General features: G+C 43.3%; 19 protein-coding genes. 4 read left to right on the top strand and 15 right to left on the bottom strand.

The features are described from left to right. Nucleotides 1-13: 13 nt before the first annotated feature. The 5 genes from SWH54_02505 to SWH54_02525 all read right to left on the bottom strand — a co-directional run bounded on the left by SWH54_02505 (nt 14) and on the right by SWH54_02525 (nt 6,462). The gene (locus tag SWH54_02505) at nt 14-1,012 is read right to left on the bottom strand and encodes an oligopeptide/dipeptide ABC transporter ATP-binding protein (protein MDY6790119.1); all 999 of its coding nucleotides are present in this window, start codon (nt 1,010-1,012) and stop codon (nt 14-16) included. Nucleotides 1,013-1,109: 97 nt separating this feature from the next. Next, nucleotides 1,110-2,084 (bottom strand): ABC transporter ATP-binding protein, encoded by a 975-nt coding sequence (locus SWH54_02510; GenBank protein MDY6790120.1) that lies wholly within the window; start codon nt 2,082-2,084, stop codon nt 1,110-1,112. A 34-nt stretch (nt 2,085-2,118) separates the two neighbouring features. Beyond that, nucleotides 2,119-4,020, bottom strand: coding sequence for an extracellular solute-binding protein (locus SWH54_02515; protein MDY6790121.1), 1,902 nt, complete (start codon nt 4,018-4,020; stop codon nt 2,119-2,121). Between the two features lie 58 nt (nt 4,021-4,078). Beyond that, the gene (locus SWH54_02520) at nt 4,079-5,122 is read right to left on the bottom strand and encodes an ABC transporter permease subunit (GenBank protein ID MDY6790122.1); all 1,044 of its coding nucleotides are present in this window, start codon (nt 5,120-5,122) and stop codon (nt 4,079-4,081) included. A 311-nt stretch (nt 5,123-5,433) separates the two neighbouring features. Then, the gene (locus SWH54_02525; protein MDY6790123.1) at nt 5,434-6,462 is read right to left on the bottom strand and encodes an ABC transporter permease subunit; all 1,029 of its coding nucleotides are present in this window, start codon (nt 6,460-6,462) and stop codon (nt 5,434-5,436) included. A gap of 168 nt (nt 6,463-6,630) precedes the next feature. On the opposite strand from SWH54_02525, the gene SWH54_02530 reads away from it, so the two are divergent. Further along, nucleotides 6,631-7,845 (top strand): Xaa-Pro peptidase family protein, encoded by a 1,215-nt coding sequence (locus SWH54_02530; protein ID MDY6790124.1) that lies wholly within the window; start codon nt 6,631-6,633, stop codon nt 7,843-7,845. 8 nt (nt 7,846-7,853) lie between these two features. On the opposite strand, the gene SWH54_02535 is transcribed toward SWH54_02530, so the two are convergent. The 7 genes from SWH54_02535 to SWH54_02565 form a co-directional block, all read right to left on the bottom strand. Beyond that, nucleotides 7,854-8,813, bottom strand: coding sequence for a biotin-dependent carboxyltransferase family protein (locus SWH54_02535; protein MDY6790125.1), 960 nt, complete (start codon nt 8,811-8,813; stop codon nt 7,854-7,856). Continuing rightward, nucleotides 8,813-9,523: a 5-oxoprolinase subunit PxpB gene (gene pxpB / locus SWH54_02540; protein MDY6790126.1), complete on the bottom strand. Its 711-nt coding sequence runs from the start codon at nt 9,521-9,523 to the stop codon at nt 8,813-8,815. The genes SWH54_02535 and pxpB overlap by 1 nt, the downstream gene beginning before the upstream one ends. 15 nt (nt 9,524-9,538) lie before the next feature. Beyond that, nucleotides 9,539-10,315 carry a 5-oxoprolinase subunit PxpA gene (locus tag SWH54_02545; protein ID MDY6790127.1) on the bottom strand — a complete coding sequence of 259 codons (777 nt, stop codon included), beginning with the start codon at nt 10,313-10,315 and terminating at the stop codon, nt 9,539-9,541. Between the two features lie 53 nt (nt 10,316-10,368). After that, complete coding sequence (locus tag SWH54_02550; GenBank protein MDY6790128.1) at nt 10,369-11,679, bottom strand: TRAP transporter large permease subunit; 1,311 nt, start codon at nt 11,677-11,679, stop codon at nt 10,369-10,371. Continuing rightward, the gene (locus tag SWH54_02555) at nt 11,679-12,182 is read right to left on the bottom strand and encodes a TRAP transporter small permease (protein ID MDY6790129.1); all 504 of its coding nucleotides are present in this window, start codon (nt 12,180-12,182) and stop codon (nt 11,679-11,681) included. The genes SWH54_02550 and SWH54_02555 overlap by 1 nt, the downstream gene beginning before the upstream one ends. Before the next feature lie 114 nt (nt 12,183-12,296). After that, nucleotides 12,297-13,289 carry a TRAP transporter substrate-binding protein gene (locus SWH54_02560; protein MDY6790130.1) on the bottom strand — a complete coding sequence of 331 codons (993 nt, stop codon included), beginning with the start codon at nt 13,287-13,289 and terminating at the stop codon, nt 12,297-12,299. Between the two features lie 60 nt (nt 13,290-13,349). Continuing rightward, nucleotides 13,350-14,105 carry a GntR family transcriptional regulator gene (locus tag SWH54_02565; GenBank protein ID MDY6790131.1) on the bottom strand — a complete coding sequence of 252 codons (756 nt, stop codon included), beginning with the start codon at nt 14,103-14,105 and terminating at the stop codon, nt 13,350-13,352. Nucleotides 14,106-14,147: 42 nt separating this feature from the next. Here SWH54_02565 and SWH54_02570 point away from each other — a divergent pair, with 42 nt between their 5' ends. Together SWH54_02570 and accC are read left to right on the top strand one after the other, a co-directional pair. Next, complete coding sequence (locus SWH54_02570) at nt 14,148-14,402, top strand: acetyl-CoA carboxylase (GenBank protein ID MDY6790132.1); 255 nt, start codon at nt 14,148-14,150, stop codon at nt 14,400-14,402. Then, nucleotides 14,386-15,738, top strand: a complete 1,353-nt coding sequence (gene accC / locus SWH54_02575; protein MDY6790133.1) for an acetyl-CoA carboxylase biotin carboxylase subunit — start codon at nt 14,386-14,388, stop codon at nt 15,736-15,738. Before SWH54_02570 ends, accC begins: the two co-directional genes overlap by 17 nt. Before the next feature lie 221 nt (nt 15,739-15,959). Here the strand turns inward: accC and SWH54_02580 are convergent, their stop codons facing one another. The 3 genes from SWH54_02580 to rplM all read right to left on the bottom strand — a co-directional run bounded on the left by SWH54_02580 (nt 15,960) and on the right by rplM (nt 17,712). Next, nucleotides 15,960-16,733: a creatininase family protein gene (locus SWH54_02580; protein ID MDY6790134.1), complete on the bottom strand. Its 774-nt coding sequence runs from the start codon at nt 16,731-16,733 to the stop codon at nt 15,960-15,962. A gap of 103 nt (nt 16,734-16,836) precedes the next feature. Continuing rightward, nucleotides 16,837-17,232, bottom strand: a complete 396-nt coding sequence (gene rpsI / locus SWH54_02585) for a 30S ribosomal protein S9 (protein ID MDY6790135.1) — start codon at nt 17,230-17,232, stop codon at nt 16,837-16,839. Nucleotides 17,233-17,277: 45 nt separating this feature from the next. Further along, on the bottom strand, nt 17,278-17,712 hold the full coding sequence (gene rplM / locus SWH54_02590; GenBank protein ID MDY6790136.1) for a 50S ribosomal protein L13: 435 nt from the start codon (nt 17,710-17,712) through the stop codon (nt 17,278-17,280). Between the two features lie 207 nt (nt 17,713-17,919). On the opposite strand from rplM, the gene SWH54_02595 reads away from it, so the two are divergent. After that, a complete protein-coding gene (locus tag SWH54_02595; GenBank protein ID MDY6790137.1) occupies nt 17,920-18,018 on the top strand; it encodes an AURKAIP1/COX24 domain-containing protein in 99 nt (32 codons plus the stop codon). The last annotated feature ends 73 nt before the right edge of the window (nt 18,019-18,091 follow it).

Below are 18,091 nucleotides of genomic sequence, written 5' to 3' on the forward strand. Positions count from 1 at the left end.
TGGATCACCACATTTATCCTTTAAAAGACAATTCTCCAGCACGAAGACATGCCTGCAAATGATTCTTTCCAATGCTTCCAGGTGCAGGAGACAATTCCGGTTCTTCTTTCCTACAACGATCTGTCACATACTGACAGCGGGTATGAAAAACACACCCGGACGGTGGATGGATCGGTGAGGGAACATCTCCCTTTAGAATCTGTTTTTTCTTTCTTATAGCAGGATCAGGAACCGGAATGGCCGATATGAGTGCATGGGTATAAGGATGCGCAGGCCTTTGATAAAGGGTGTCGGCATCCGTATATTCCACGATTTTGCCCAGGTACATCACGGCAATACGATCTGAAATATGTTTTACCACTGAAAGGTCGTGAGCAATAAAAATATAAGATAGTTTCATCTCCTCCTGAAGCTCTAAAAGCAGATTTAAAATTTGTGATTGAATTGATACATCAAGGGCAGATACCGGTTCATCACAAATAATCATTTTTGGTTTCAGTGCGATAGCCCTTGCGATACCAATTCGCTGTCGCTGACCGCCGCTGAATTCATGGGGAAACCGATTGATGGCATTTTCATTAAGCCCGACTCGTTCAAGCAGTTTGTTTACCTCTATCTTGCGCATTTCGGATGTACCAATTCCATGAATAATAAAAGGTTCTTCCAGAATATCACCCACCGTCTGCCTGGAATCCAATGATTCAAAAGGATCTTGAAATATAATCTGCAAATCCCTCCGCAACTCTCTAAGTTCCTTGCGGCTGATATGCGACATATCTTTTCCATCAAATATTACTTTTCCTTCAGTCGGCCTATAGAGTCTGGCTATACTGCGACCGACCGTTGTTTTGCCACAACCGGATTCTCCCACCAGTCCAACGGTTTCGCCTGCTTTTACTTTAAGGGAAATTCCGTCAGCGGCATATACTTTGCCAATTCGCCTCCAGAGTATACCCCCGTGGATGGGGAAATGCATTTTCAGATTTTTAACTGCCAGCAAATACTCGGACATATTTTTTTAGCTCGATTGATTTCAAATCAAACCCAATACGAAGTTTAACTTGTCAGTTTTCAAACCTTATCGTCACCAAATCTCTTGCCCTCAGGATTTAATAGAGAAAACAACTCACCAAATGGTTCTCACCCACTGACTTCAGCGGTGGTACTTCGATTTGGCAACGCGGCATGGCCTTTGGGCAACGGTTTTGAAATCGACATCCTTTGGGCAATTCGTAAAGACTCGGTACCATGCCTTTAATTGTGTTCAGTTCGATTTTTCTTTCATTTTCAAGTCTTGGAATTGATGAAAGCAAACCCATACTGTAAGGGTGTTTTGGATTTTTAAAGAGTTCTTTCACCGGCGCTTTTTCTGCTATTTGACCGGCATACATGACCAAAACATCATCACAGATTTCCGCGATCACCCCAAGGGCGTGTGTAATGAAAATGATGGCCATACCGGTTTGCCGCTGCAAAATTTCCATCAATTCTAAAATCTGTGCCTGTATGGTGACATCAAGTGCTGTGGTGGGTTCATCGGCAATCAGGATATCCGGTTCACCTGCCAAAGCCATTGCAATCATCACCCGCTGACGCATGCCCCCTGAAATCTGATGGGGATACTCCTCCATCCGCTGTACTGGCTCAGGAATACCCACTTTTTGGATCATTTTAATCGATTTTTCCCGGATCTCTTTATCGTTCATTTTCGGAAAATGGAGCTGAAAAACTTCACCGAGTTGTCTGGCGATTTTATGCACCGGGTTCAACGCAGTCATCGGTTCCTGGAAAATCATGGAGATGCCATATCCCCTTATTTCATGCATCTTTTCTGCAGGAAGCTTGGCAATGTCTTTATCATGAAAAATAATTTCCCCGTTTTCAATGATACCGATGGGTTTTGGCAGAAGCCTCATGATAGAAAGTGCGGTGACACTTTTCCCACACCCGGATTCCCCCACAATTCCCAGAGTCTGGCCCTTCTTTACTGCGAAGCTGACATTTTCAACCGCTCGAATCCGGCCCTGTTCAGTATCAAAGGCGGTAACAAGGTTTTTAACTTCTAGAATCACTGGGTTGTTCAACTATTATTCCTTTCAGTCATTGGCTTAAGTCCGGTCAATTGTCCTTGTATGTTTTATCTATAATGGTCGTCGGCAAAAACGTTTTTTTCTTTTTCATGGCTTTTTTAGTCTCTTCATACCGCTTTTGGTCGTACCAGAAAAGTCCGCCGGTAAAACTGTTAAAGGGAGCAAACAGGTTCTCAGAATGTTTCGTTCCCGGGATCTTTGGAAGCCGCCACCATCTCCAGTATGCCACACGCAAATAAGGCTTCATGGCTTCCGGAACAAATGCTCCTATTTCATGGATCTTCTGTTGAATGATCAGTGACAGTCTTATTCTTTCTTGTTCATCAAGAGAATTTCGATATGTTTCAATCAGCTTGTCCAGTTCAGCATCATCCGTATTGGTAACATTATTGGTTTGAGGTTTATGCGCGTTGTCCGAATGAATGGTTTGCCAATACGAAGGTCGAAGGTTGGTGCCAAATCCCATCCAGACCGCCTCATGGCGGTTTTCGCTAATCTTTTTGTACCATGCGCTTGGATCCAGCTTGGAAAGTCTCAATTTCACCCCGGCCTTTTTGGCTTCCTCTTTTAAAACCACCAGCTTGGGGGTATGATGTTCAGAGCCGTAAGTCATCTCCACCGAAAAGCGCCTCCCATTTTTCACCCATATACCGTCGGCACCTCTTTCCCAACCTGCTTTTTTCATGTAATCATTTACCTTTTCAAGAGCAAACCGCCTGGCTTTAATACTGTTATTTGAATAGGGTCCGTAACCCACATAACCGTGTTCAAGCCTAATAAAGTCGTTCCGTAGCACTTCCTCAATCACCTTTTGCATATTCAAAGCATGTGCAAAAGCATACCTCACATTTCTGTCTTTAAAAATATCTTTGTCCTGATTGAGCCATACTCCAAAAGGCGACCGGGTTGTATCGTTGTAAAACCATACTCTATTAACATAACCATGATCAATGACCGGTGTATGGCTCTTGACATGCCAGTACTTGGGCAATCCCAAATCGAAAACATCAATCTTTGCTTTTTTGAAATACTCCCATTCTAGATTGTCCTCCCTTACCACACTAAATATGACACGATTCACGTTAAATCGATTTTTGAAATAGCGCAGTTCTTTGGCCCACCATTCCTTTTTTCGTTTGAACTTTACATATTTGCCTTTCTTAAAATCGGATATCTGATAAGGTCCTGTGTTTGGTACAATTTTCCAGTTGTATTTCCTCACAAAATCACTTTTGAGTTGACCAAAGTAATGCCTGGGAGTCGGCGCCAGTGAAAGTTTAAGATGGAGATCGGGTTGTGCTTTGGTGCTAATAACTGCCAAGGTGTGGTCATCATAAACAATGACGTTCTCAATTTCTTCCGTGTAATAGTTATTGTACCAAGGTGCCACAATATATTTCGAACGCATAAACTCTATGGTATAGGCATAATCATGCGCTGTAACAGGCGCCCAGTCGGACCATCGGGCAGATTTGTTGAGCCTAAAATACATCGTTTTTTTATCTTTGCCATAAGCCCAGTGGGTGGCAAGTTCCGGGACGATGTTCATGGTATTAGGGTGAAGCCCTATCAGGGAAAGTTGGTTACCGAGAATCGCGCTTCTGAATTCAGTGTTTGAATCGGGTCCCACGGTGCGAAAGGTCAACGGGAAGCTCCTAACGGATAGCTTCAAAGTCCCTCCCTTTTCTGTTTTTACAGCTGAAAAAACACGGTCCGAATTATTGGTTAACCATTTTAAGTTAGGGGGAAGAGGTGTTTTAGAAATATCTGCTTTGAAAATCACCTTGTTTTCAGCCAAGTTCGCCTGGCTCGATCCGACCTCTCCTGAGCTTTTACTCTGGTATGCAACCATAAACACAACCAGCAAAAACATCATGGCAATTAGAGCAACTGCTAACAAAAAAGTTTTTTCTTTGGATGTTGTTGCCATAACCCTTTCACATCTCTTTGCTTTAAACTACAATGGTCATAAAAGCCACAATTGCGAATTACTCATAGGTGGTATGCAATTTAGGGTCAAAGGCTTCTCTTACCGCTTCTCCGATAAAGGTAACAGTGATCAGCGTCACAATCATTGCAATAATAACCGAACCTGCGATCCACCAGGCATCCAGATTATTCCAGCCCTGCTGCAACAGCTCGCCCCAACTCGGTGTGGGGGGGGGCAATCCAAATCCCAGATAGTCAAGGGAGGTCAGAGCGACGATTCCACCTGAAACCGCAAAGGGAGCAAAAGTGACAATGATCGCAATGGTATTGGGAATGATGTGTTTGAATATGATGCGAAGGCTGGAAGACCCCAAAGCCCTGGCGGCAAGCACATATTCCCTTTCTCTTTCCTTGTAAGTCACCGTTCGCATGGTCCAGGTGATACCGATCCAACCGAAAAATGCCATGATCAAAATCAACATGAAAAAATTTGGCACCATGATGGAAGCAATAATAATGATCACATATAAAAATGGCACGTTTGACCAGATTTCGATGATCCGTTGGAAAATCAGGTCGAATTTTCCGCCCCAAAACCCCATGGCGCTTCCAATGCTAACACCAATCACGTAGTTGACCAGCAAAAGCAAAAGCGAGAAAAATATTGCAATTCTGAATCCATATACAAGCCTGGCAACAATGTCCCTGCCAACTGCGTCCGTGCCCAAATAGTGTTTTTCTTTTATAGACGGCGGAAAAGGTGGAAATTCGTCTTTTTTCAAATCGTTTTCGTAAGCGTTATAAGGTACCAAAGGCATCAAGACCCAGTTTCCTTTGCCTTCAACACCAAAGAGGTTGTCAAGCTGCCGGTAATTTGTCTCGTAGTCGTAGCTTAAGCCAAATGTGGTTCCAGTGATCATTTGTGTGTACGTTGGAAAATAGAACTCGCCTTCATAATACACCATAATTGCACGGTTATTGACAAGCAGTTCGGCAACAAGAGAGGCAATGATCATCACAACGAAAATGATAAAGGAATAGTATCCCCTTTTTATCGATTTGAAACGCTTGATTTTTTTTAATGTTAACGGATTGAGTTTCATCATATTCATTAGAAACAAACAGTCGTTTTTCAATTTTAGTTCGGTTCGTCCGGGGAATCGCCTATTTGCCCGGTACCGGACTTAACAAATGATATCGGTATCGTACACGCCCCCTATCTTCTCAGTTAAACCGATACAGTCAGAGACGATCAGCACCGCCGTGGGATTCTGTCCCTTGGGGCTGGATCAAATATAATCTCATCAAGGTTGCTACCGTACGTTCATTTCCAGATAAGATGGTAAAGTCCGGTACCGGGCAAATAGGCGATTCCCCGGACGAACCTTCGTTGTGCCCAGTCAGGCATGAAAATTTATTCAAATTTTACCCGGGGATCCACAATAGCCACACATATATCCGACAGAATATTTCCAATCATAAAAAGAAGAGAGGATATCACCAGAATCCCCATCACCACGGGATAATCCCTTTCCACAACTGACTCATAGCCCAGTAGCCCCATTCCGTTTATATTAAAAACAGTTTCAATAAGAAATGAACCGGAAAGGATGATGGATATATTGTTTCCAAAACTGGTCGCAATGGGGATCAGGCTGTTTCGTAAGGCGTGTTTAAAAATAGCCTCCCTAAATGGCAGTCCCTTGGCAATGGCAGTGCGCACATAATCCGAAGCCAGGTTATCCATAAGCGTGTTTTTCATCAGTAGGGTCATCACGGTAAACGACCCGATCACGTAAGCGATGAGAGGAAGAATTGTGTGCCAGATTACATCCAGCATTTTTCCAATCAGCGTAAAGTCTTCAAAATCATCGCTCACCAGGTTTCCGAGGGGAAATATTCCCCAGTGTGAGGCAAAGAACACCAGCATAAATACACCGGCAACCCAGCCGGGTATGGCATAACCGGTAAAAACCACCACTGATGAAAAATTATCAAAAGAGCTTTTATGCTTAATCGCCTTTAGAATGCCCAGGGGAATGCATACCCCGTAAACCAGAATCAAAGAGAGTATGCCGAAATAAAGAGATATGGGAATCCGTTCCTTAATCATATCCCAGACCGGATCGTAATATCGGGTTGAGGTACCAAGATCTCCGGTCAGCACTTTGCCCAGCCAGAGGAAATAGCTCGCCAGAATAGGCTTGTCAAACCCGTAGTATTTTTTTAATTCTTCGATCTGTTCATCGGAAAGCGGCTGGGTTTGCTCAGTGGATGATTTTCCGCCTCTCCCACCTTCAATGCCTGACATCTGCTGAGCCTGAGCGATGATACGTTCAATGGGACCACCAGGAACAAAACGGGTGACGGTGAACACCATAATGGTTATTCCAATAAACGTCGGTACAATCAAAAGCAAACGCCTGATAAAATAAGCTGTCATTTAATTCTCCGCTTGAATGACCCACAACTTTTTCAACTAAAACATGCATACATCACAACTGCCCTTTTTTCAAGGCAAGGTTGCTGTTTGACTGCAAAGACAAGTGATGATAATACCCTTTCAATTTTAATTATAACACTTTTACAACACAACAGGATATTTGACCAAATGGAAACTGAAAAAATGTTCAACACGGATTTAAACACACCGAAATCAGAGCTGGAAAAAAGAATTAAGAAACTCCAAACAAGGCTTGGTGAAAACAACATTGATGCCGCACTGATCCTTCAAAAGGCAGACCTTTTCTATTTTTCAGGAACCATTCAGGATGCCCATCTATATGTACCTGCAGATAAAGATCCAATCCTAATGGTTTACAAAAATAATAAACGTGCCAGGGCAGAGTCCTCACTGAAGAATATGGTGACTTTAAAAAATACCGGACAAATTTGCAGTCTGTTGCATGATAACGGATACGTACTGCCCCGTATTCTTGGTATGGAACTCGATGTCCTTCCTGCCAATTTATATTTTAACTACAACAGCCTCTTTGAACATGCAAAGATTATAGATATTTCACATCATCTACGACTCATAAGAGCTGTAAAATCGGCTTATGAAATCGACCTTATCCAAAAGGCTGGCCGTATGTCAGATCAGGTAGCCGATTGTGTTCAGGAATTTCTCCACGAAGGAATATCTGAAATCGAACTTGCGGGAAAAGTTGAAGCCAGGGCACGGAAACTGGGCCATTCGGGATTCGTCCGTATGAGACTGTGGGGCAGCGAATTGTTTTACGGACACTTAATGTCGGGCCCTTCTGCTGCCGTGCCTAGTTATTTATCTTCTCCCACAGGGGGCACTGGTGTCAGCCCGGCTGTGTCGCAGAGCGCCGGTCTCAGACCGATTCAACGCGGTGAACCTGTGCTTGTCGATTATGTTTTTGTCTTAAACGGCTACATGTCGGACCATGCGCGGGTTTTTGCCCTGGGCCATCTTCCCGATGATCTGCTCAAAGCACATGATTCCATGCTGAAAGTTCAATCCGTTATAAAAAAAGAAGCCAAACCGAAAGTAAGGTCCGGCAAACTGTATCATATAGCCCTTGAGCTAACCAAAAAACTCGGTTTTGAAAAATCTTTCATGGGAGTCGACGCTCCCCGTATCCGTTTTGTCGGACACGGCATCGGTCTTGAACTGGATGAGTATCCCTTTCTGGCAAAGGGTCAGGACCTTGAATTAGAAAAAGGAATGACCATCGCACTCGAGCCAAAACTGATCTTTCCGGGAAAAGGAGTGGTTGGAATTGAGAACAGCCATGTGGTAACAAGTGAAGGCTTGAAACAGCTGACCCATTTTGATGAAAAAATTATTATATTATAGCCTATGAACTATCGACTATAAGCCGCAATGATATGCTTTTCTTCTATCTCTTTCATCAGCTTATGACGGTCATGATACAATGCATGCGCTTTTTCCAGAGTCACCTGTTCAAAACAGATCGTGTCTCCTGGTGTCGCTTGCGCAATTTTGTCAAGATCTGTGGAGATAACGGTTGCAATTTTTGCATATCCGCCCACGGTTTGCTCTACCATCAGTATGATCGGCTGCCCATCCGCAGGGATTTGAACACCACCGGGCACACTTGGTTCCGAAATAATACTTTTGGGCACGTTATCCCGGTGAGTTATTACAGGACCCTGGAGCCTGTATCCCATTCGATCCGCCTTTGGGCTGACCATAAATTCTGATTTAAACAAAGTTTTTAAACTTTCATTAAAAAAATCATCCTGAGGCCCGGCAACCGCATGAATAACAATATTAGAGGAATATTTTGGTATCACAACGGAAGAAAGTTGCCGCGCCTGGTTTTGCCGTTGCCCTTTTCCTCTTTTAATAATATCCCCCTGCTTAAGCAAACGACCGTAATACCCACCGATATTGCCACCCACATAGGTTGAACGGCTTCCCATCACATCGGGAACGTCAATGCCGCCGGTCACTGAAAGGTAAGCCCGACAACCACTTTTAACCTGTTTAATATCAATAGTATCCCCGGATTTTACCCCGAATGATCTCCAACATTCCACCGGTTTTTCATTTATGGTCATTCCCATCTCTGCACCGGTTATGGCGATATCTGCTTCACCCAGTACTTCAAGGCGAGGTCCCATAACAGTAATTTCCAACGCGGCACTGTTAACGGAATTTCCCACCAGCATATTCGCCATACTAAAAGCAAATGAGTCAAGAGCGCCACAAACCGGTATGCCTACCTGTTGATACCCGAAACGGCCAAAATCCTGAACTGTGGTATAGGCGCCGGGTGTGAGGACTGAAAATACATCCATTATTTCCTTACCTCCCCGGCCAGTCTGTTGTAATCTTCAGCGGATATAGGCGTAAACTTAATCCTATCCCCTGCTTTGTATAGGAAAGGCTTTGAGCTTTCCGGGTCAAACAACTTTATCGGAGTCCGCCCGATCAACTGCCAGCCTCCCGGGCTTGCCACAGGATATATTCCAGTCTGATTGTTGGCAATTCCCACTGACCTTTCGGGAACAAAAGAACGCGGAGTTTCCAGCCTCGGAGTGTAAAGTTTTTTCGGAAGCCCCCCTAAAAACGGAAAACCCGGTGTAAATCCGATCATATAAATCTGGTACTCCGCTCTTGAATGGATTCGAACCACATCATCTGTGGTTATAGAGTTATGTTCTGCCACGAACCGAATATCCGGTCCATACTTTCCTCCATAACAAACCGGTATTTCGACCCTATCCGGTGGTGGTATTTTAATTGTCGATAAACGCTCTTCCAGAGCTAAAATTTCTTTTTCCAGCTTGGTGGGATTTGTCATGTCCGGCTCATAAATAATCAACAGTGAACGGTATGTTGGAATAACTTCTAAAACACCTGTCAATGACTCCTTTTCCATAACGATGGCCATGGACCTGACCTTGTTATTAATATCAGGATCGATTTCATCACCGTATTCCACCAGCAACCCACGATCTCCAGCAATACGAAAAGAGGGTTTGGTAAAAAGATTATTTTGCATCATGCTTCGTGCTTTCAATCAGGCAAATTCTATCATGGGTTTAACTTCGACTCTGTTATCTTTAAGTATTGTCCGGATGCTTTTGACAAGATCAACAGCAGTCGGCGTATCACCGTGAACGCAAAGGGTCTGGACCTCCAAAGGGATAGTTTTACCATCTACTGCGATCACCTGGCCCTCCTTGGCCATTTTCAATGCCCGTTTGGATACAACTTCGGGATCTTTGATCACCGCTCCAGGAAGCTTTCGCGACAGCAAATTTCCCTCCGGCGTGTAGACCCGGTCAGGAAACGCTTCATAAACCACTTTTAAACCCACCTCCTGACCGATTTCCCTCATACGCTCGCCTTTTTTACCTGCAAGAGCAACGTAAAAAAGATCGTCATTCACACTGACGATGGCTTCAGCAACCGCACGGGCAACTTCTTGGTTCTCAACTGCCGTAAGGTACAATGCACCATGAGGTTTGACATGGCATAACCGGGTCCCATGTACTTTACAAAATGCTTCAAGAGCGCCAATCTGATAGACCAGGTAGTCTTTAACATCTTTTGTGCTACAGTTCATATTCCGGCGTCCGAAACCGAGCAAATCAGGATATCCCGGGTGCGCTCCGACACCGACCCCGTGCTCAACTGCCATTTTTACTGTTTTTTCCATTACGGAGGGGTCCCCGGCATGCCATCCGCAAGCAATGTTTGCAGATGTGATATATTTTATCACTTCTTCATCCATACCGAGCTTGTATGCACCAAAGCTTTCGCCCACATCGCTGTTAAGGTCTATTGCTTTCATTAAGTCCTCTCAACTTTTTTTTATCCTCACTTCGATATTCGATATATTCTTTTTTATTTTCCTACCATCAATTTTGGAAGTATCAGCGCAATTTCCGGGAAAATTGTAAGAATAGCTGTGGTAATAAGCATCAGCAGGAAAAATGGAAACGCATATTTGGCGATTTGTACAATCGGTTCACCGGTCAAGCCTTGTATAACAAAAAGGTTAAATCCCACCGGCGGCGTAATCTGGCTGACCTCCACCATTAAAATAAGATATATGCCGAACCATATTGGATCAAAACCAACTGCAACAACCATTGGTAGCGCGATGGGCAGCGTCATCACCACAATGGAAAAACCGTCCAGAAGGCATCCCAATAAAATATAGAACCCGCCCAGAAGCAACATCAGCGTGTAAGGGGAAAGGTTCAGCTCTGTTATGGCTGTGGTGATGGCGGTCGGTATTCCGAGAAATCCCATTACCCTTGATAAAAAACCCGCTCCAACCACAATCAGCATAATCATAGCGTTGGTCTTGACTGCGCCAATCAGACACTCAAACATAATTTTTTTATTCATCCGTCGGTTGATATAGGCAAATATGGTTGCTCCCAAAACACCCAGAGCAGCCGCCTCTGTGGGAGTCGCAATCCCCCCGTAAATGCTTCCTAAAACCATAAGGATGAGAATAAGTACCGGAGCGATGTCCTTAAGACCCACCAGACGCTCCTTCCAGCTGTAGCTCTCCTGTGTTCTGGGTGCAATTCCAGGATTCCTTATGCCCCGGTAAATAATATAGCTCGAATAAATTCCCGCTAAAAGCAAACCCGGAAGGATACCGGCCATAAACATTTTACCGATGGAAACTTCGGCGAGAATGGCATAAACAATCATGATCAAGGAAGGTGGAATGAGAAATCCGAGTGTTCCGGCCCCGGCCAGAGACCCCATGGCCAGACGCTTGTCGTAACCGAGTTTATCAAACTCTGCCAGAGTTATCCTCCCTACTGTGGCAGTTGTAGCAGCACTTGAGCCTGAAACAGCGGCAAACAGAGTGCACGAGATAATATTCATCAAAAGAAGACCCCCCGGGAGGCGATAAAGCCATGGAACCAAAGATTTAAAGAGTTTTTCAGAAATTCCGGATCGGTACAGTATCTCACCCATAAGTATAAAAAGAGGAAGAGCCACATATTCCCATTTTTCACAGGTTGCCCACAACGATGAGGCCATGTTATTTCCAGCGGGTAGAGTGCCGAAAAGAACCATCCCCATAAAACCTACGATGAAAAGGGAAAAACCGACCCAGATGCCGGAAGCCAGGGTTAAAAAAAGAATTCCAAACACGATAAAGGACATGTATCCCATGCTCGCTTCCATTATATTACATCCTCTCCCGCTCCGATAGCATTAAAGGTTTTAATTGTCGTTGCAAAAAGCTGAATGAGAAAACACCCCGCACCGACTAGCATCATTGCCTGCGGAATCCATAAAGGCGTATTCGTCAATGTGCCGGAAGTTGAGTTGTAGCGAAATGTTGCACTCACCATTTTAAAAAGATACCACCACAGATATCCCATAAAAATGGTGGTGATTCCGGTCGCTACACATGCGATCACTCTTGACAATTTTTTGGGAAGAAAGCCGAGCACAAGGGTAATTCTGATGTGTCCCTTTTCTTTGAGACAATATCCGGCCCCCATAAAAATAATGGCGGCCAGACCGTAAGCACAATATTCATCAGCTATAAGGGTGGTTTTTGTAAATACATTCCATAAAAAGATTTCAACCAGGATTAAAATAGTCATCAATCCCAGCATGACACCCGAAATCCTGGCCAACCAGTCACTAAGACTGTCTATGACGCGAACGAGGGTATTCATTATATCACCATAAGAAAATTTAGATGAGGGTCTAAAAAAGAGCGGGACTACGCGCTGGAATGTAAATCCCGCTCATTGACCTATGCAAACTATAAAACTTATTTATTATAGCTTTTAACGTCCTGTAATCTTGTCATATTCTTTTAGAATTTTCTGGGCGTCTTTTCCGGCCTTTTTTGCCCAGGTAGCTCTCAGTTCGCTGCCGATTTTTTCAAGCTCTGAGCGGAACTTTTTACTCACAGGGTTAATAGTCATTCCGTTTTCTATAAGCGTCGCTTTGCTCTTACGATCCATGTCACCTGCCAGGTTCCACATTTCGTCTTCCATATCAGCGGCAATTTCTAATACCTTTGCCTGAATACTTTTCGGCAGTTTATTCCATGCCTTGATGTTGACATTCATCATATTCACCGGGCCAACTATATTGATCGGTGTAAAATACTTGAGCACTTCCCATGCCTTTGCATCCACACCTGACACGGATGATGTATACATGGAGTCTAACAGCCCGGCCTTCATGGCAGGATACACTTCACTAAAAGGCATCTTTCGTGCCGCAATGCCGGTAGCCTTACCAAAATTAAGACCAGTACCGTCATACACCCTCATTTTAAGTCCTTTAAGATCAGCCTCAGACTTAATAGAGCGTTGGGTATAGATCCCGGAAAAAGGCCAGACAGATGTATAAAGAGTAATCTGGTTGAATTTCTTAAGTATCTTTGCGTATGTCGGTTTGGCTATTTGATACAACAGTCTTTGTTCAAAAGCATTGGTTGATAAAAATGGTTGTGCAGTCAGCGCAAGAACAGGACCATCTCCTTCCACCATTCCGGTGGGAATTTCAGCTAAGGAAAGCTGGCCTTCTGCAACTGCACGAAGCAATTCCGGACCCTTAAATCCAAGGGCGCTGCCCGGATGAAGTACAATTTCCAGTTCGCCATTGGTGGCTTCCTTTACCCTGTCAGCAAACCGTTGAGCGCCTTTTGAATGAAAATTACCTGCCGGATAATTCAAATGAACGTCCCATTTTGTTTTTGCCAATACATCAGAAGCGGCAAATACAATCACCACACCAAGACAAAGCATTACAAGTATTACTTTTTTCATTTTTCCCTCCTTTTACTGTTGAATAAATGGGTTGATTGAATATGGCTGACATTCAGCACGTCATGAAGCCATATAGCGGATAATCCGTTTTTGAAACGTTTTAATGTGCCGGCAGATGGTTTCGTTAAGCCCGGTCTCGTCTCGTTTTTTTATATAATTAATGATATCATTATGTTCACTGATAACAGATTGATAATGTTCGTGCAGGGAGTTACACGGATCTATTTCATTGCCATAGGATAAATAGGCCAGCCTGTTTGTTTCACATCTAACCTTATGCAAGCTCTGAATAAGATAGTCGTTGTTTGAACAGTGTGCGAAATAGCTGTGAAAAGCGCTGTTGGCTTCAACCAGACCAAGAATGTTCATTTTTTCCATTACGTCTTTAAGCGAACGATTGGCGATCTCCATTTGTGACAGATAGTGGGTGACATCCCGCTGAACAGCCAGACCAGCCACACCCAGTTCCAGAATCTTTAATGCGGTAAATGCCGCTTTTGTTTTTTGAATCGTAATGGGGCTGACCACAAACCCCTTATTGGGCTGTGATTCAACCATCATATCGGCTGACAGAGTCAAAAGAGCTTCTCTTATTGGAGTTCGCCCGATTCCCAGTTGCTTCACAAGCTGATTTTCTTCCAGCCTCTGGCCCGGTTCATACTCCAGACTGATAATCTTTCGGTAAATTTTTTCGTAAGCGGCGGCACCCAGCGGTTTCTTATTATTGGTAATTATTTTTCCATTCTCCTTAAAAGAGATATTTTTTTGCAGAAGATCAATAACTTCGAAAATATACTTGACATATATGTTTTGTATATGTCAAGTATATTTTTAACAAAATTGAAAGGAGGCAAATCAATGAGCCCGGCAACATATAAAATAACCTCTCCTCTTATGGGGACCTTTTATAAAGCATCTGCACCAGGAGAAAAGCCTCTGGTGGAGGTCGGTCAGAAAATTAAAGCAAATAAAGTGGTATGTGTGATTGAGTCAATGAAAATATTCACTGAGCTCCGAGCGGATCATGAGGGAACCGTAATAAAAATTCTCGTTGATGATGAAGAGCCGGTCATGAAAAACCAGGAGTTGATTGAAATTGAAATCGATTCATAAAATACTCATCGCCAACAGGGGTGAAATTGCTCTCCGGGTGATTCGTGCATGCAAAGAAATGGGAATTACTTCCGTGGCTGTTTATTCAGATGCAGATAAAGATTCCCTTCACGTAAAATATGCAGATGAAGCTGTCAATATCGGCCCTCCTTTAAGCAGGAAAAGTTACCTGAATATGGATCACATTATTGAAGCCGCACTGGATAAACAGGTGGACGCCATCCACCCCGGATACGGTTTTCTTTCAGAAAATGAATCCTTTGCAAAAGCCTGCTCGGAAAACGGCATCATATTTATCGGCCCCACAGCTGAGTGCATTGCCATGGCCGGCAATAAGTCTGCTGCCCGTAAAAAAATAACCGCCATAGGTGTTCCGATTATTCCCGGAAGTAATAGCGTCATCTCTTCTGCAAAACAAGCCATTCATATCGCCACAGATGTAGGCTATCCTGTTATTATAAAGGCCTCTGGTGGCGGAGGCGGCAGGGGCATGCGTATCGCCCATAATAAGCAAGAGCTGACTGAAGCAATTTCTATTGCCTCCGGCGAAGCCAGAGCGGCCTTCGGCAACTCGGATCTCTATCTTGAAAAATACATTGAAAAACCACGGCATATAGAAATTCAGATACTGGGAGACAGTTTTGGCAACTATATTCATTTGGGTGAACGGGAATGCAGCATTCAGATGAGATATCAGAAACTGATTGAAGAGTCTCCATCACCTTTTGTCGATTACGCATTGCGAAATAAATTGGGAGAAACGGCTATTCTTATTGCGCGTTCCATCGGTTACACCAATGCCGGTACCATGGAATTTTTGCTTGATCGCAATAAGAATTTTTATTTTATGGAAGTAAATGCCCGGGTTCAGGTTGAACATCCCGTAACCGAAATGGTTTCCGGTATCGATATCGTCCAGCAGCAAATTCTGATTGCCTCCGGCAGCAAACTGGCGTTTAAGCAGGATGATATTCAATTAAACGGATGGTCAATGGAATGCAGGATTAACGCTGCCGATCCTGCAGACAACTTTATGCCTTCGCCCGGAAAGATAGAAAATCTTGTTATCCCCGGCGGCCCCGGGGTCAGGCTGGATACCCATATTTATAACAACTATGAAATTTCTCCTTTTTATGATTCCCTTATCGGAAAACTGGTGGTGTGGGGTAATGACCGTCCCATGGCAATCAAGAGAATGCAACGCGCCCTGGCAGAATTTAGCATACAGGGCATTAAAACGACCACCGGTTTTCATGAGAGGGTATTTCAAGACCCAGACTTTATCAAAGGGGATATCCATACCCATTTCTTAGAAAAATTTGACGCTTTTGTATAAAGTCCAACTTCTTCGTTGTGCTGCATTTCGCAATCATTCAACGTACGACAAGTACGCTTCATGATTACAAAATTTGCACGCCTTTTTATCCCGTTGCTTTTTAGCGAGGGAATTTGAACTTTATACGAAACCGTCTAAACATAGCTTTTTACGAGTTTTTTTAAATTATTCCTCTTAAAGCAACTTAACCCTTTTTATAGAGTTAAAATTTTGCGAACATTTTATTCCTGTAGAAATTCAATCACCTCTACCATCCTGTCAACGAGATGTTGATGATATTTTTTTCCGCCTTCCTGCGAAGCCTTGCTTGGTTCACCGGAAGTTCCGCCTGATTTTTGTGCAAGCTCTTTCATTTCTGCAGGACTGCTGGGAACATAGCACAATGTATCTCCTTTATACTTTGGATCCACATGGTATAGACTGTTATGATTATGCGCGTTGTCTTTGGCCCGTTCCATTTTTACCAGATCAGGATAACAATACCACATATGCGATCCTTCAATCTCCTCGGCATGCCCCACTTCGCCCCATTCCAGGTCATTTTTAAACTCTTTTGACATATAGGCCGGGTCAAATATAACGATTTTAACCCCAAGTTCTCTTTTTGCCCTTTCAGCCGCAATTTGCAGCCAGGTGACATTAACGATACGATGCCCGTTTAACAGGATGAATTTATCAAATTTGTGACGATACAATGATTGAATGATATCGTACACAACCTCAATCAGCACTTCAGCCCTTATGGTAATCGTCCCCGGAAGAACGAGGTGATGAGGGCTCCAGCCGAACCAGAGGGGTGGTGCAACCAGCACTTTGGCTTTTTCTGCTGCGGCTTCCGCTATTGAATTGGCCACCATGGTATCTGTTCCAACCGGAAGATGATACCCGTGCTGTTCGGTACTGCCAATTGGCAGAATAATTGTTCCCCTGCTTTTCTCGGTCTTTGCCTGAACCTCTTCCCACGTCAAATTCTGTAACCAAACCTGTTTTTCCATAATAATGGCCTCTCTTTGTATGATTTATAAAACAAAAAAGGGGGCACAGCTTATTACCTGCTCCCCCTTTTTTAACTTCATCATCAATTTAAAAATAAATATTTTAACGTTTGGAAAACTGAAATCGCGCTCTTGCACCTTTCTGTCCGTACTTTTTTCTTTCCTTGACTCTTGAATCTCGCTTGACAAACCCGGCCTTTTTCAAGGTCGCCCTGAGGTCAGGGTCGATCAGTATAAGCGCCTTGGTAATACCGTGCCTTATTGCACCGGCCTGCCCTGCAAAGCCTCCACCAAGTACCCGTACTTTCACATCATATGATTCAAGTTTATTGGTAAGTAGCAGTGGTTTAATGAGTTTGCTTTTTGCTGATTCAACACGAAAGTATTCATCTACCGGACGATCATTTATAATGATTTCACCTTTTCCGGGTTTCATCCAGGTTTTGGCTATCGCATTTTTTCTTTTTCCGGTTGCGTAATAAATGTTTTCTTTCTCCATTAAATTTTTCTCCAGATTTCAAATCGGTTACACCGGCTTGTATAATTATTGTTGCATGATTTCCGGCATCTGTGCATCGTGGGGATGTTTATCACCTGCATATACCTTTAGCTTTTTAAATAGCTTTCTTCCCAGCCTGTTTTTTGGCAGCATTCCTTTAACAGCAAAACGTAGAAGGTCTTCGGGGCTTTTTTCTATCAGATCTCTCGCTGTAGTTGTTTTCAGTCCGCCAATATAGCCGCTGTGCCGGTAATAATTCTTTTTTTCCATTTTTTTTCCGGTGAGAATAATTTTATCCGCGTTTACCACCACTACCCAGTCACCGGTATCAACGTGAGGCGTAAACAGAGGGTTATGCTTACCTCTTAGACGCGCAGCTATCCTGGTTGCCAGTCTACCCAGAATTTCGCCGTTTGCATCAACAAACCACCATTTGCCCTTATTGTCAGAGTTCTTTGCGCTATAGGTATATTTTTTCACGGTTTATAAAGCTCCTTTTTTAAAAGAAACGAATTATCTAAATAAATAATTGTCAAGTGTCAAGGAAAAAATATCTTAATTTCAGAACAATTTACCGTTCATTAAAAAATCTTTAGAAAATTGTGGACATACATGTCAAAATAATGTTAGATATATTTTTTTAAAATTTTTCAATATTTAAAATAACTTTAGACTGGGGGTGATACATTGGGCAGCGTAGTTAAAAAACGAAGAAAAAAGATGAGAAAACATAAACACAGAAAGCTTCTTGCAAGTACGCGTCATCAGAGAAGGAAAGGTAAATAATTATGCCTGCTATCTTTTCTGCCCACCAAAAAAGCGCCTGATTGCATACTATGGCAACGGCGCTTTTTGATTT

Source organism: Thermodesulfobacteriota bacterium, assembly GCA_034189135.1.
Lineage (GTDB): Bacteria > Desulfobacterota > Desulfobacteria > Desulfobacterales > JAUWMJ01 > JAUWMJ01.

Bases quoted from the DNA above. Each gene is read 5' to 3' on its own strand.
- SWH54_02505 (MDY6790119.1), bottom strand. From the start codon at position 1,012: ATGTCCGAGTATTTGCTGGCAGTTAAAAATCTGAAAATGCATTTCCCC.
- SWH54_02515 (MDY6790121.1), bottom strand. From the start codon at position 4,020: ATGGCAACAACATCCAAAGAAAAAACTTTTTTGTTAGCAGTTGCTCTA.
- SWH54_02520 (MDY6790122.1), bottom strand. From the start codon at position 5,122: ATGAAACTCAATCCGTTAACATTAAAAAAAATCAAGCGTTTCAAATCG.
- SWH54_02525 (MDY6790123.1), bottom strand. From the start codon at position 6,462: ATGACAGCTTATTTTATCAGGCGTTTGCTTTTGATTGTACCGACGTTT.
- SWH54_02530 (MDY6790124.1), top strand. From the start codon at position 6,631: ATGGAAACTGAAAAAATGTTCAACACGGATTTAAACACACCGAAATCA.
- SWH54_02535 (MDY6790125.1), bottom strand. From the start codon at position 8,813: ATGGATGTATTTTCAGTCCTCACACCCGGCGCCTATACCACAGTTCAG.
- pxpB (MDY6790126.1), bottom strand. From the start codon at position 9,523: ATGATGCAAAATAATCTTTTTACCAAACCCTCTTTTCGTATTGCTGGA.
- SWH54_02545 (MDY6790127.1), bottom strand. From the start codon at position 10,315: ATGAAAGCAATAGACCTTAACAGCGATGTGGGCGAAAGCTTTGGTGCA.
- SWH54_02550 (MDY6790128.1), bottom strand. From the start codon at position 11,679: ATGGAAGCGAGCATGGGATACATGTCCTTTATCGTGTTTGGAATTCTT.
- SWH54_02555 (MDY6790129.1), bottom strand. From the start codon at position 12,182: ATGAATACCCTCGTTCGCGTCATAGACAGTCTTAGTGACTGGTTGGCC.
- SWH54_02560 (MDY6790130.1), bottom strand. From the start codon at position 13,289: ATGAAAAAAGTAATACTTGTAATGCTTTGTCTTGGTGTGGTGATTGTA.
- SWH54_02570 (MDY6790132.1), top strand. From the start codon at position 14,148: ATGAGCCCGGCAACATATAAAATAACCTCTCCTCTTATGGGGACCTTT.
- SWH54_02580 (MDY6790134.1), bottom strand. From the start codon at position 16,733: ATGGAAAAACAGGTTTGGTTACAGAATTTGACGTGGGAAGAGGTTCAG.
- rpsI (MDY6790135.1), bottom strand. From the start codon at position 17,232: ATGGAGAAAGAAAACATTTATTACGCAACCGGAAAAAGAAAAAATGCG.